13 protein-coding genes are annotated in these 14,643 nt (G+C 39.3%); 3 read left to right on the forward strand and 10 right to left on the reverse strand.

Annotation, left to right across the window (positions count from 1 at the left end; translation table 11 throughout):
• Positions 1-260: 260 nt before the first annotated feature.
• On the reverse strand, positions 261-1,496 hold the full coding sequence (locus ACOT8F_RS15700; RefSeq protein WP_421652870.1) for an IS110 family RNA-guided transposase: 1,236 nt from the start codon (positions 1,494-1,496) through the stop codon (positions 261-263).
• Positions 1,497-2,208: 712 nt separating this feature from the next.
• On the opposite strand from ACOT8F_RS15700, the gene ACOT8F_RS15705 reads away from it, so the two are divergent.
• From ACOT8F_RS15705 to ACOT8F_RS15715, 3 genes are all read left to right on the forward strand, one after another.
• The gene (locus ACOT8F_RS15705; protein ID WP_421652871.1) at positions 2,209-2,979 is read left to right on the forward strand and encodes an SDR family oxidoreductase; all 771 of its coding nucleotides are present in this window, start codon (positions 2,209-2,211) and stop codon (positions 2,977-2,979) included.
• Positions 2,980-3,513: 534 nt separating this feature from the next.
• Positions 3,514-4,626, forward strand: coding sequence for an AbrB family transcriptional regulator (locus ACOT8F_RS15710; RefSeq protein ID WP_421652872.1), 1,113 nt, complete (start codon positions 3,514-3,516; stop codon positions 4,624-4,626).
• Between the two features lie 604 nt (positions 4,627-5,230).
• A complete protein-coding gene (locus ACOT8F_RS15715) occupies positions 5,231-5,410 on the forward strand; it encodes a hypothetical protein (RefSeq protein ID WP_421652873.1) in 180 nt (59 codons plus the stop codon).
• Positions 5,411-5,681: 271 nt separating this feature from the next.
• On the opposite strand, the gene ACOT8F_RS15720 is transcribed toward ACOT8F_RS15715, so the two are convergent.
• From ACOT8F_RS15720 to ACOT8F_RS15760, 9 genes are all read right to left on the reverse strand, one after another.
• Positions 5,682-6,110 (reverse strand): VOC family protein, encoded by a 429-nt coding sequence (locus tag ACOT8F_RS15720; protein ID WP_421652874.1) that lies wholly within the window; start codon positions 6,108-6,110, stop codon positions 5,682-5,684.
• Positions 6,111-6,263: 153 nt separating this feature from the next.
• Complete coding sequence (locus ACOT8F_RS15725; RefSeq protein WP_421652875.1) at positions 6,264-6,782, reverse strand: DinB family protein; 519 nt, start codon at positions 6,780-6,782, stop codon at positions 6,264-6,266.
• A 338-nt stretch (positions 6,783-7,120) separates the two neighbouring features.
• Positions 7,121-8,467, reverse strand: a complete 1,347-nt coding sequence (locus tag ACOT8F_RS15730) for an MFS transporter (RefSeq protein WP_421652876.1) — start codon at positions 8,465-8,467, stop codon at positions 7,121-7,123.
• Positions 8,468-8,589: 122 nt separating this feature from the next.
• Positions 8,590-9,603 (reverse strand): ureidoglycolate dehydrogenase, encoded by a 1,014-nt coding sequence (allD, locus tag ACOT8F_RS15735; protein ID WP_421652877.1) that lies wholly within the window; start codon positions 9,601-9,603, stop codon positions 8,590-8,592.
• A 190-nt stretch (positions 9,604-9,793) separates the two neighbouring features.
• The gene (gene gucD, locus ACOT8F_RS15740; protein WP_421652878.1) at positions 9,794-11,260 is read right to left on the reverse strand and encodes an alpha-ketoglutaric semialdehyde dehydrogenase GucD; all 1,467 of its coding nucleotides are present in this window, start codon (positions 11,258-11,260) and stop codon (positions 9,794-9,796) included.
• 24 nt (positions 11,261-11,284) lie between these two features.
• Positions 11,285-12,457: a UxaA family hydrolase gene (locus ACOT8F_RS15745; RefSeq protein ID WP_421652879.1), complete on the reverse strand. Its 1,173-nt coding sequence runs from the start codon at positions 12,455-12,457 to the stop codon at positions 11,285-11,287.
• A complete protein-coding gene (locus ACOT8F_RS15750; protein WP_421652880.1) occupies positions 12,444-12,749 on the reverse strand; it encodes a UxaA family hydrolase in 306 nt (101 codons plus the stop codon). Before ACOT8F_RS15750 ends, ACOT8F_RS15745 begins: the two co-directional genes overlap by 14 nt.
• A 42-nt stretch (positions 12,750-12,791) precedes the next feature.
• Entirely contained in the window at positions 12,792-13,691 is a 900-nt protein-coding gene (locus ACOT8F_RS15755; protein ID WP_421652881.1) for a fumarylacetoacetate hydrolase family protein, read from the reverse strand.
• 69 nt (positions 13,692-13,760) lie between these two features.
• A complete protein-coding gene (locus ACOT8F_RS15760; RefSeq protein WP_421652882.1) occupies positions 13,761-14,531 on the reverse strand; it encodes an IclR family transcriptional regulator in 771 nt (256 codons plus the stop codon).
• Positions 14,532-14,643: the final 112 nt, after the last annotated feature.

Consider the following 14,643-nt stretch of genomic DNA (forward strand, 5'->3'; position numbering starts at 1 on the left):
GGCAAAACAAATCATTACTGGAATAGAGAGAATTAGCACCCTACAAACAATGGGTGGGAAGGGTATTAAATAGAATTAATTTCAATACGGGGTTGCTGCGGCAGCTCTTTTTTTCTTGTTCCACTAAACCAGCTAATAGTTTGTCAATATTTTTCAATAAAAAATCAAAATATCTCATGCTATACTAAAAATGTGTATGCCAAATAACCTTCCGTTAATGGCTTTTGGAAGGTTTTGTACATTTTGGTTAGTTTTAAGTATTAAGCAATATCTTGGAAAGTAGTTCTCGTCTTTAAAAGGGCAAATATCCAATGTAAGAGCTTATTTACACATGCAATGACAGCTACTTTAAAAGGTTTTCCTTCTTCACGTTTTTTATCATAGAACTCTCGTAATTTCTTATTACGAGGAATGATTTCATCGCTTGTTTTGCTCTTTCGACAGTCACGTATAGCACAACGAACAGCCATATATAAGGCGTGACGAAGCCTACTTGATCCTCTTTTTGTGATTCGATTTTTGGTGGCTGTAAACTTACCAGATTCGAATACACTTGGATCAACTCCAGCGAAAGCTACCAACTTTTTAGGATCTGTAAATCTATCTATCTCACCAATTTCAGAAATGATCGTTGCAGCGATCTTTTCTCCGATACCAGGGATAGATTTGATAATATTATATTCTTCAATTTCTTTAGCGAGGGCATCTATCTCAGACTCTAAATTGGATAGGTGCTCTTTGTATTGAAGAATGATGTTTATATACATACCAAGACTTAAAATATGGCTCTGATATACAGTCTTTTCAAACGGATTTCGGTTTGCTGCTGCTTTGAGCTGAATAGCTTTTTCATTCGCCCATCTGTATGAACGACTTTTACATAATTCAGCGATTTTATCAGCTACTGTTTCTACACTTGCCTCTAATATATCTTCTGATGAGGGGAACTCTGAAAGAGTTAACAGTGACACTACTGAATATAAGTCACCAAAAACCCCTCTATATTCGGGGAAGACCTGGTCCAAAATTGCTTGAAATTGAAGCTTTGTTTGGATCATTACCCCCGTTATATTCTCGTGCTGCCTTGTAAGATTCCGAAGGTTTAAAAGTTGAACTCCTCGCTTTTTATAAGGCTCTAGATCCTCTTTATAAAACAGCTCGCAGAGATGGTAAGCATCGACTGCATCTGTCTTTACTTTCCGAAGACTTGAACTTTTAGCCTTATAAGAAATCAAAGGATTAATGATTATCAATAAATATCCACGGTCATCCAAGTATTGAACAACAGAGGCATGATAATGTCCTGTTGCTTCTAGGACGATAGGCGGTTTCTTACCTGTTTCTCTCTTTACTTCCTCCAGAAACTTTACTAGGAAATCAAGACCTTCAATAGTATGAGAAACTTTAGAACTCTTACGATATGGCTTGCCTTTATCTAAAAATGCCTGAACTTGACTTTCCCCTTTTGAAACATCCAGACCAATGACTGGATTCATTTCGGAATCCTCCTCCTAAACTAGTAATTTGCCAGTACCCCTAATTCCTCCATGCAGTGTCACAGCTTCGCTTGTTATACGAGATCTAAGTCCCAACCAGCCTCAATCATGTTTCTACAAGTAGGGGGCGAACCGTTTAGCTGACGGGGTCTAAGCCCCACGGGCAGTTACGTTCTACCCTGGCTACTGCTATAATAAGACCAAATAAAAAATGGTCAACCAGAAATATCTGGTGACCTTATAATACGAACGGGCAGTTTAGTTTAAGTACACTTCTTCACATAGTAAAAAAGCCGCAATGAACTTAATCAATTGGAAGACACAGCTTTTAATTTGTTTATTAATGAACATATTTGTTTCTATTGATTATTGAGTTTATATAAAATTCATTGTAATATTTCTTTGAAACAATAGTCAACGCGTTGACCATTAAGAACATATTAGAAAAGAGGAGGTTTTTCTTAACTTCTTGAGGAAAACATGATCATTGATTATTAAGAAGCCCAAGGTACAACCGAAGTCAATAAGTGAATCGTTGATGGAAAGTCAGTAACCTTTAAAACTTTCATTCACTATGGTGAAATTCTTTAAGGGTGATGAACGAAAAGATTACACGCTATACGAAAAGTACTTGCAGAATAAAGAAAGATTAATTAGTAACTGATGGTAATATAATTTGTTGTATATTAATTAACGGAAAAGAGGAACTATAATGAAACTTTCAGGAAATACGATACTTATTACAGGCGGAGGTTCTGGAATAGGATTAGCTTTTGCAGAGCGCTTTATCAAAGCTGGAAGTAAAGTTATTGTTTGTGGGCGACGTGAAAATGTACTTCAAAATGTAAAAGAAAAATTCCCTAGCATTGTTACTCGTGTAGTTGATGTTTCTATTGAATCCGAACGAGTAGAATTGTTTGATTGGGTAACAGCCAACTATCCAGAATTGAATGTGTTAGTTAACAATGCAGGGATTCAACAACGTATTAATGTGCTAAATGCAGATGTGAAGAAAGATTGGGGCTATTTTAATAAAGAAATTAATACAAATATTGAAGCACCTTTCCATTTATCTATGCTGTTTGCTCCATTTTTTGCAACAAAAGAAGATGCGTCTATCATTAATGTGACGTCTGGGTTAGCTTTTACACCAGCTATGTTTGCTCCAATTTATTCGGCTACAAAGGCGGCCCTTCATTCCTTTACAATGAGTCTAAGATACCAACTCTCTGATACATCTGTAAAGGTAATTGAAGTTGCTCCTCCAGCAGTGAATACAGATTTAGGCGGAGTCGGTTTACACACGTTTGGAGAACCATTAGATGCTTTCGCAGATGGAATTTTCAAAGGGCTAGAAGAGGGTAAAAAGGAAATTGGATATGGTACTTCAGTGGACGCCATGCGTATGTCGCGGGATGAAATCGACCAACATGTAGCAAAAATGTACGATATTTTTAAAACACAATTTAATAGCGACAATTGAGATTATTAATTCCGAAAAGAACTTTTTTATATTTAATTATCAAGAATGTTATCTCTCCACACATAAAAGGACTGGTGGCTTTAGCCACTTAGTCCTTAATTTTTATATTAACTTATTACAACTCGCTCAACTTTTCCTTATTTATAAAGTAGATTGTGAACATATCACTTAAAGTAATGGGTGCGTTCGTATTTTAAGGTTAACAGTTTTTACTTGTTGACCTTTTTTATAGGACCTATTATTTCAGTAGCCAGGGTAGAACGTACGGTGCAATCAGGGTGCGTATTTTCATGCACACTGAACCATTCATTTTCCTTGGACAACTTCAACCACCTTATAAACTTCAATCAATGTTATAGAAGAAGGGTCCTTTGGCAATTTTGCCCCCGCCTTATCACAAGAAGATTCCATTCCAGCGGTTAATAAGCGGGATGGAAATGAATTTAAAAAAGAATTAACCTCCTTTCAAGGTAAAGCATTTTTCCTGTATAGTAGAAGTATTGGAAATCCCTAAAGAAAAGAAGGAATGCAGCTGTGCCGGAAAATAAAACCCTTTTCTTTCTGATGACGCTGCTATATGCAGTAGTCGGAGGAATAGTCTTTCAATTGATTCACATGCCGATCCCCTGGCTTCTCGGATCTATGGTGTTCGTTTTGCTTGGAACAAAACTCATTACAAAAGTGAGACCCTATTGGCCGTCACAAATCCGCAATTCCGGGATGATCATTATCGGTTATACGATCGGGCTGTCCTTTACGATGGAGACCCTTCATCAAATCAGCCAGCAGCTGCCCTCCATGATTCTGCTGACAGCCCTGGTGCTGATTTTTGCCGGAGTTATTGGACTTATCGTGTCAAAATTATCTGGAATCTCTTTTCCCACAGTACTAATGGGAAGTATTCCAGGCGGGCTTAGCCAGATGATTCCTCTGGCTGAGGAAACAAAAGGAATTGATATTACCGTTGTCACCTTTTTGCAGGTTTCCCGGCTTATGATGATTGTTTTCTTTGTGCCGCTGCTGATTTTCAGCCCGCTCTTTGGCAGCTCAGGCCATCACCCTGTTCACGATGCGGTGAATACAGCTTCTGAAAGCTGGAGCGGATTGTTTCCTCATATTTTTTTATTTGCGGTTATTTGTACGGCAAGTGCCTTGATCGGAAGCAAACTAAAATTGCCGACCGCCTACATGCTCGGCCCGATGATTGCGACGATTGTACTCAATCTATCCGGCTATAACGGACCTCCCTTGCCGCAGCTGATCCTGAACATCTCGCAGCTCATGATTGGAACTTATATCGGCCTGATGCTGAAGCCGGAGCATCTGAAGCACAAAACCAGAATTATTCTCCTTGCTGTCATGAGCGGAGCCATTCTGATTGCCGGTTCTATTGGCTTGAGTTATCTTTTAGCCAAAATGCATGGCGTGAACTTTGTCACAGCCTTCTTAAGCCTCTCTCCTGGTGGAATGGACCAGATGGCGCTGATTGCGAAAGAAGTCAATGCTGATCTCTCCGTTGTTGTCTGCTATCAGCTGTTTCGGATTTTGTTTATTTTCCTGGCTGTGCCGCCACTTATTAGGCTTATTTTCCGGACGATTCTTAAGAAACAATTAGCTGAGGCGGCCTCTAAAAAAGATATCGTATAATGAAGAAGAGCATCAGTGAAGATGCTCTTTTTTTATGAGTTATTGGTGCAGAATAAAGAGAACACTCACTTATATGAAGTTCCCGGTTAGCCTCACACCCGATTACAATGGATTAACATTTTAATTTGCTCGAGTCGGAATTGATTTCTGTACTCTCCAGTCAGAACCACCAACTTGATTCCAATATTCTCCAGTTTGTTTATCAAATATGATAAAGTAATCACTTTCAACTTTAATAAATTCGTACCTATCTAATGTTTCACTTTGTAGCTTTTGGGTTTTATCGCTGTTTATCTGATTAGATTTTAAAGATTGCGAAATAAACCATGAACTAAAAACAATACATAGTCCTAAAATGGCTTTCCCCCTTTAAGATTAAATTTAACATAAATATCCAACAACTAAATTACACAGCTAAAAAAAATATATAATTTCAACAACTCAATCTTATGCTGGTTCACTTTTAAAATGGTCTTGAACATTGATATATCATTAAAAACTGGTTTGTTTTTTAAAATGGTATGTAGAGGCAAGACCCTAAGAGGTCTATTTTCCATCGTCAGCTAATACAGATAAAGAAGAAAATAAGGAGAGGCGGATGAGGATGAGTGAATTAGAGAAGGTGAATCAAGATGCACTTGAGAAAAAGATTGATGAACTAAGCAAAAAAATTGATCACTTGGAGTCAAAATTACATCAGCCCCATTCCTTTGGGGCCAACGTCTGGGTGCTTGTTCCAGTAGCAGCCATCATTATGTGGGGTCTTAACAACATTTTTCATTAAAAAGATGGGCGGATTTTATGGCAGCTTTTGACCCTTCTGTGCTTCACTTTTATTGAACAATGAAATGAACAAAAAAGGACAGCACTGATTGTTTTCAGCTCTGTCCTTTTGGTTTTATTATTTTAGCTGATTTCTCAAAGATTGTTCTTTGTCGTACAAGCTCTTATCACACATTAAATCTAGCTTCGGGGCATCAAAAAGTTTTTGCCTTACCGATGGTTTTTTGAACTAAAAATACGGTCATCAGCAACAAAGTTTGAGAAAAGAGCCATTATTTATTTTCAGCAGGCAGGGTTGAAACTTGCCAAGTAACGCCAAATTTGTCCGTAACTTGTCCGTAGGAAGGGCTCCAGAATGTTTCCTGTAGCTGCATGATAACTTTTCCTCCATCTTCAAGCTTGCCGAAGATTTCTTTGGACTTTTCAATGTCGTCAATGGAGACAGCGATTGTCACATGGTCTCCAACTTGATATGGCATACCCGGCATTGTATCAGAAAGCATCAAATCAGTGTCCCCGACTTTTAAATGCGCGTTCATAACACGGTCTTTTGCTTCAGCAGGCATTGGATATTCCGGATTGTCAGGCATATCCCCAAACTTCTGAACTGACAGCACTTCTGCACCAAATGCATGTTCATAAAACTTAACCGCTTCCTGCCCATTTCCATTCATTACTAAGTAAGGATGAAGACTCAACATATTAGACACCTCTTTTGTATTTTTTTTGACGCAAACAGAACTAATGTTCCCATTCATTTTACTATATATTATCCCTTCGAGCAATAGGTATAATTCCATATAATTCAAGATAAATGATTACTCTATTTTTTTCATTCAGTTTTTCTTCTGCTATTACAGACTCTGCAGCTTGCTAAGAAGCTGAAAGATTTGCCCCCTGTGATGTGCTTCATGCTCTATCAGGTGATAAACCACCCATTCAGGTGTCACATCGTAGTTTTCAAGAATCCTCGATTTTCGCCAATCTTCCATGTTTATTGAGCGAAAATGAGAAAGAAAAACTTCCCGAACCTTGCGCAGACGTTCAAAATGTTCATCTAGGCTTTGCCCTTCTACATGCATTAATTCATTATTTTCCGTTCGGTGACTTACTGTAAACATTGAACGCATCTCTGGGTCCCATCCAGTCATGAGCACTTCTTCATATAACCAGTCTGCCTCTATGTAAGCAATATGATATAACAAAGAACCGATTGACTGTCTTTCATCTGATCTTGCATCAAGCACCCTTTGGCTGATGCCTGCTAATTTTGATAATAAAGTTTGGCGTACATCTTCTAAACACCATAGTGAACGGCCAATTTCTGGTTCATATCCAGGCAGGGATTCTATCATTAAAGTCTTTTTCTCCACGATACCACTCTCCTTATTATGAATATATTCTATTTTAAATGGTTGTTCCCTTTTAGCTGCATTCAAATAAATGACCAATAGAGATCATACTAAAAGGACAGTAATGAAAGTTAACTTTCATTACTGTCCGCTCAATTTGCTATTCTATTTTAAAGAATCATTTATTTAGGCTCTTTTCTTAAATCTTTGTTGTTTTTTCATCAAAATAAGTCAATTTAGAGGAAAAATACAATTGCAAATTTTAATTAGTCCATACTAATAACAACAATCTTTGCGAAACAGCCTTTATTTAATACTTCAGTTCAAATTTGCTCTGTATCGAATCATTTTGCTTGTGGTTACATGGCAACCGTTTTATCGGCAGGTCCTGACTTTGGCACAATCGGTTCAACTTTTCCGAGCCAGAACATGTAGGTGATCGCACCCAGCAAAGTAGCCACGCCCGAAACAATAAGTGCCGGAATAAAGGATCCAGTTGCAGAAATAATAAATCCTGTTACTATTGGACCGAGTATGCCTCCAAAATTGGAAACACAGTTCTGCAGGCCTCCTACCACTGAAGTCATATTGGGAGGGGCAACATCTCCCGGCAGTGACCATATTGCACATGCCGCAGTAGTTAGCCCTCCATAAGAAATAGACATCAATACTATGGAAAGAACTGGTGAACTGACTAGCCCTGCAAAAGCAATGGAAGTGGCAAGCAGCATTCCCCCGACGAGGTTTAATTTACGGACAAATGTAAGGGAATGTCCCTTTGAATAAAGATGATCTGAAAACGCCCCAGCCGCAAGTTCTGCCAATAATCCGAATAAAGGTGGAATCATGGACACCCAGCCCATTTTCATCAACTCAAATCCTCGATCATTAACCAGATAGGTTGGAAACCAAGTAATAAAAAAGTAAATAGCATAATTTAGCAAGAAAAAACCGACACACATCGCTAATATGTTCCGGTATTTTAAAAGTTCATACCACTTTATAGGCTTGATTTGGTTAAGTCCGTCCTTTTTCACTTGTCCATCACGTATATATTTTAATTCATCTTTACTAACATACATGTGTTTTTCTGGATCACGATAGTATGCCCACCATATACACACCCAAATTAATCCCAATAATCCTGATACAATAAATGGTACTTTCCATCCATATGCAGTCATAAGCCAAACGACGAACGGCATAGCTAAAGCAGTACCCACTTTGGAACCGCTGTCAAAAATGGCAGATACTCTTGTGCGTTCCTTGTCTGGAAACCATTTTGCGGTGACCCCTGCACTGCTTGGGTAAGCACCAGCTTCTCCTACTCCAAGAAGCACCCTGAAAATAAGGAGAGATTTTAATCCTTGGCTAGCCGCCGTCAGAGCAGTTGCAACCGACCACCAAGCTACACTAAAAGCAAGGGAGAATCTCTGGCCCACTTTGTCTGCAAGCCATCCAGCAGGGATTTGAAATAAAGCATAGCTCCAAAAAAAAGCCGACATAATTAGCCCCATTTCTGCAGCGTTGAGACCGAAATCTTTCATCAATTCGGGAGTAGTTGCGGAAAGAACTGTTCGATCTAGATAGTTAACAGCGATTGCTGCCCACAACAGAATAGAAATTTTCCAGCGTACATTTGTTTTTTTTATTTTCGGCTTAGACTGATTTTTTATTTCCTGATTCTTTTCCAATTCCATGCTCATGATAATTCCTCCTTATCAATTTTTATACTCACTTAAAATACAGATAGTTTTTACTTTTCTGACTATTAAACATAGAATCGTTTGCCTTCCAAAAAGAAGAATAATTTATTGAATCTATTAGTTCATGAGTTCGTCAGGTATTGATAAACTGAATCAGGCAATTGTATTCCTTTTGCTAAATTATTTGTTTCATTGATTTGTTCTGGTTCCCCTGGGACCATTACCTTATCAAAATGATTGGCTGCTGGAACTTCATGAAGTTCATCTATCAAACGGTCAACATCCTCCAAGAAAGATCCCCCACTATTAAATATCGATGGATCTATCGCACAAACAAAATGCCCTAACTTTCTCATCTGATTGTACTTATCATACATTGGCTGAATATGAGGTCCAAATGCAGAACCGGTTAGAATACCTGAAAGTACATCAACAGCCAAAGCAAGCCCATATCCTTTTGCTCCGCCAAATGGCAGCAGGGATAATACCTTGAAAGGGTCGGTTGTTGGGTTACCTTTTTCATCAACGCCCCAATTTTCCGGTATCTTGCTGTTCTTTTCTCTTGCGTTTAGAATTTTTCCAAGAGCCACTTCACTTGTGGCCATATCTAAAATGATCGGTTTATGCCTTTTCGCGGGGAAACCAAATGCTATCGGATTTGTTCCAAAAAAGGGAGCTGCCCCACCAAATGGTACAACGCTTTTATCTGTATGAGTCATTGCAATTCCAATCAAGTTCTCTTCGGCTGCCTGATTAACAAAGTAGGATAGCGCACCACAATGGCTGCTGTTCACAACTCCAACAATGCCGACTTTATTTGTCTTTGCCAATTGAATGGCTGTTTCCATCGCTTTTTGAGCAACAACATGGCCAAACCCATCATGACCATCTAGAACAGCGGAAACTGCACCTGTTTTTTTCACTTGAATGTTTGGGGATACATTTAGTCCGCCTTCTTTTACTCTCTTAACATAGTGTTCCGTTCTCAGTACCCCATGTGAGTCGACCCCCCGCAAGTTTGCATGTACTAAGACATCTGCTACGATTTGAGCGTGGTCTGAAGGGACATTTACTTGCGTTAGTTTATTTTTAACCAATTCCCTTAGATCTTGATGGCTGAGAATATTTTGAGGCATCTTTCATCGATCCTTTCTCCTTTTTTGAAAACCATAGCGTTTATCTCATTTTGTAAACCCTTTCATTTTTGACAAGTCTGAGTTCGCAAAGTATTTTTATAGATCTGCGGCATAAAACAGTGACCTGAATAAATGACTATTTCTATCAGGCCACTGATTGCCTTTTCAGCTGAATCTTCCCGGGAAATTTTTAAGGTTTTACAAAAACTGTTTTAATAGAAGTAAAAAATTCAACCGCTGCCTGGCCTTGTTCTCTGGAATGGGAACTGGATTGCTTCATCCCGCCAAATGGTGCTTGAAGCTCAACTCCTGCTGTTTCAGCATTTATTCTCACAAGACCAGCTTCCATTTCATTAATAAATGAGAGCATCGTTCCAATATCTTTCGTATAAATGGATGCGCTGAGTCCAAACTCTACGTCATTAGCCAATGAAAGAGCTTCTTCGATCGTATCAACTTTAATGAGGGCAAGAACTGGGCCGAAGATTTCCTGCTGGGCGATGATCATATCATTTGTCACATCTTCAAACACCGTTGGTTCGACAAAATAACCTTCTTCCAAGCCATTATCCTGATACCTCCTTCCTCCAAAAATCAAGGAAGCACCCTCCGATTTTCCTTTTTCAATGTAAGATAGGACGGTATTCAGCTGATTTTCATTTGCACATGGTCCCATCCATGTATCTTCTTCTATGCCATTTCCGATTTTGATTTGCTTCACTTTATCCAATAGCTTTTCTTTAAAGGCTTCATATACTTCTGACTGGACAAATACCCGGCTTGTTGCCGTACACTTTTGCCCTGTCGATCGAAGACCTCCGCTAATCGTTCCTTCAACTGCTGCCTCTAAGTCAGCATCCGCTGCGATGATGACAGGGTTTTTCCCTCCCATCTCAAGCTGGTATTTGGCACCCCTTGCCAATGCCGCTTGACCAATTCTCTTTCCTGTTGCATTAGATCCTGTAAACGTGATCCCGTTTACATCCGGATGGTTCACTATTCTCTCTCCCACCTCAGAACCAAATCCTGTTACCATATTCACTACACCTGCCGGTAAACCCGCTTCATCTATGCACTCCATGACCTTTGCTGCAGTAATCGCTCCATCTAAGGCTGGTTTGATGACAACGGTATTTCCGTAAACAAGGGCGGGTGCCATTTTCCAAATTGGAATAGCGACAGGGAAATTCCACGGAGAGATAACGCCGACTACTCCAAGTGGAACGCGCGTTGTAAACATTAATGCCTCACTGTCAGTAGAAGGAATGACATCTCCCATTTTGCGCATCCCTTCACCTGCGTAATATCTTAAAATAGCAATCCCTCTCATTGTTTCTCCTTTTGACTCAGGGAGTGACTTGCCCATTTCTCTTGTCATTGTTTTGGCTATTTCATCAGCACGAAGTTCCATTTGGTGAGCAATTTTAAATAAATAATCTCCTCTTGCTGCTCCTGAAAGACGGCGCCATTCTTTTTGAGCTTTTTGGGCTGCGGCTACCGCTTTGTCTGTATCCTCTGCACTGGAGAGCTGAATAGAACCTACAATGTCTTTTCGATTAGCGGGATTTTCGTTAACTCTTACATCTTGAGTAATTGATTCCATCCATTCGCCATTAATATAATTCAAGTAATTTTTTGCTTTTGTAATCGTTGTCATGATTAATTGCTCCTTTCAAATGGGTTAAAATGTCGGGCCTATTCTCCATATGCCAAAGTCATGCTGCTTCAGTATTTCTGCTTTTGTCAGCTTTCCTGAAGCCACAAATCCAATTTCCTCAAAAATACGTTCTCCGACACCCTCAATCGTTTCAAGTCCTTCAATAATTGTGCCTGCATTTAAATCCATGTTATCTTCCATATTTTCATACATCATCGTATTAGTAGAGATTTTGATAACAGGTGCAATGGGAGATCCAGTAGGAGTACCTCTTCCGCTTGTAAACAAGACTACTTGTGCTCCTCCTGCAACCATACCGGTTAGTTGCTCTATATCATGACCTGGTGTATCCATCCAGACAAGACCCTTTTTTGTCGGAACTTGTGCATAGTCAATTACTTCCTGCAATGGGCTGGTTCCTGATTTATTGGATGCACCCAGTGACTTTTCTTCCAATGAACTTAAACCGCCCTTAATGTTGCCTGGACTTGGGTTTCCAGTCCGAATGTCCACACCCATTGTAATTGCTCGATTCTCCATTGCATCAATGACTTCATATACACGTTTTGCTGTCCTGTCATTGACCGCTCGCTGAGCCAAAAGATGTTCTGCTCCTATTAATTCTGTTGTTTCTGCCAGAATTGCCGTTCCCCCATGTTCAACGAGGAGATCACTGACTGCTCCCACTGCAGGATTCGCTGATAAACCCGAACAGGCGTCCGAACCTCCGCACTCGGTACCCACAATCAGTTCGCTAAACGAAAACGGTTCTCTCATTTGTGCTGATGCATCCTGAACCAATCTTGCTGCGATTTTTGCGCCTTCTGCAATAGCCCCAAGTGTACCTCCGTGATCTTGTATAGAAACTACCCTGACAGGTTTCCCTGTTTTTTCAAGTTCTCCTGCCACACTTCTGGCTTGATGGGTTTCGCATCCCAAGCCAAGAACGACCACTCCAAAGACGTTTGGATTTGCCCCCATTCCGACATAAGTTCTGAACGTTTGCTCATAATCAACTCCCACTTGAGCACAACCATGCTGATGAATAAATGAAACAGTTCCTGAAACTAATTCTGTAATTTGTTTGGCTGCTTGGGTCGCGCAAGTAATAGTGGGCAATATCAGCACATGATTTCTTACGCCAACCTTGCCATCAGGACGCCTGTAACCCCAAAATTTTCTTTCAAGATTCTGCATGGATTAAATCCCCTCTTCCGCGTTTCCCTTCAAGATTGTGAATATGAACATGTTGACCGCATGCAATATCTCTTGTTGCTTTTCCAATGACTTCACCATACTTGAGAATATCTGCTCCAGATGAAATAGAGACAACCGCAAATTTATGACCAAATGCAATATCTTCTTTGATTTCAATTGAAAAGATCTGATTTTGACACTGTACTTCAACTTGAGCTCCTGCTGGAATATCCATTAGTGCAACCGCTACTTTATCATGTGGTTTCATCATAATGGTTTTGTATCCCGCCATCTTAAATAACCCCCCTATCTGAAATTCTTGTATTTTTACTTTTTATAAAACTGATTCTGTCTTAGCAGCTAGCTGGACACAATTTTTCAAGATTCCTATATCAGAGATTTCTATTTCGATCTCATCTCCTTCAAGCAAAGTAAAATCTGTAGGGGGAACAATGGAAGTCCCTGTTAAAAGTACTGTACCATCAAATATCTGATTGTCCTTTATCAGATACGAAACAAGTTCTTCGTATGTTCGCTTCAGCTGCTTAGTGCTTGACATCTCTTCCACAATTTTATGGCCATCCCTGTAAATTCTGCATGTAATGGAAAATTGATAAGGATCTTTCACTGCATCTGCGAGAAGAATAGAAGGTCCAATGGAACAAGCATTTTTCCATATTTTCGCCTGAGGCAGATAAAGCGGATTTTCTCCCTCTATATCCCGACAGCTCATATCATTGCCTGCCGTATAACCGAGAATTACCCCCTTACTATTAATGATTAGTCCTAATTCAGGTTCTGGAATTTGCCACTGTGAATCACTTCGGAGACACACTGCCTCATTTGGACCAACAGTACGTGCTGCAGTCGACTTTAAGAAAAGTTCTGGACGTTTTGCATCATAAACCAGGTCATAAAATGTCTCTGAATCATGATTCCCTCCAGTAGATTCATAGTTTCTTGCTTCCCTGCTCCTTTCATATGTAACACCTGATGCCCAAACCTCCGGTGCTTCAAGCGGTACAATCAGATTCAAATCTTCTACAGTTTGCGGGAGTGGATTTAAATTAAAGATAGCGCTTTCAATTAAGTCCGAAATAGAAAGATTACTTTGTTCTGCTTGTTGAGATAATTCAATAAAATCTTTTTGCGGCAGAGGATATACCTCTCCTGAAGCAGTCAAAGCTGCTAAAACAGGTTCTAAATTTAAATCAGTATAACGAATAATTCTCATTCCATTCCCTCCAATTTGTTTTATATTATAAAACCAAGTTTTGGTTTTACGTTAAAAAAGGCGGGACTCTCATGTTCTTACCGGAGTCCCATATCCCATCTGCTCTGATATTTCTGAGCAAGCTTGCTTTAGCATTTCAATGAATTCATTTAATTGATGATCATCTACACTCGCTGCGAGAGTGGAAATACTGATTGCTGCAATGACTTGATTCTTGTAGTTTCGAATCGGTACTGCTACACATCGCACGCCTGGTTCATTTTCCTGATCATCAATGGAGTAGCCTTCATTACGAACTTTCTCTAGTTCCCCCATAAAATCAACTTCATTGGTAATGGTGTTTTCAGTTTGTTTGTAGTAAACATAGTCCTTTAAAAGTTTTTTAATGTCTTCTGACGGGTTAAATGCAATCAGTGCCTTGCCCACAGCTGAACAATGCAAAGAAATACGTCTCCCGATCCGGGAGTATAAAATAACAGCTTTTGAACCTTCCATCTTATCCATATAAACTCCTTCTTTTCCATCCATGATGGCAAGATGAGTCGTTTGGCCAGTGGCAAGTGACAAATCCAGTAAATATTTTTTCGCAACCTGTCTAATGTCTAAAGATTGAATTATGTAGTTTCCTCTTTCAAACAGCTTCATTCCAAGCGCATATTTCCCGTTTTCTTCATTTTGTCTAATGTAACCCTTCTTCTGCAGTGTTTTTAGTAATGAATGAACGGTACTTTTGTGCAAATTCATTAATTCACTTATCTCTGTTATTTTCAGCTCAGTTGTATACTCATCAAATAAATCAAGAATTTGAAGAGCGCGGTCAACAGATTGTATGATTGGCATGATTCCACTCTCTTTGTTTTATATTACAAAACACAGTTTTGAAAATCTTGTATCTAATTTTATTCTAAATAAATATTCAGAAAAGTCAATCTAATAATTTCTTAATTTTCAC

This window comes from Chryseobacillus diguaensis (genome assembly GCF_049220665.1).
Lineage (GTDB): Bacteria > Bacillota > Bacilli > Bacillales > Bacillaceae > Metabacillus_B.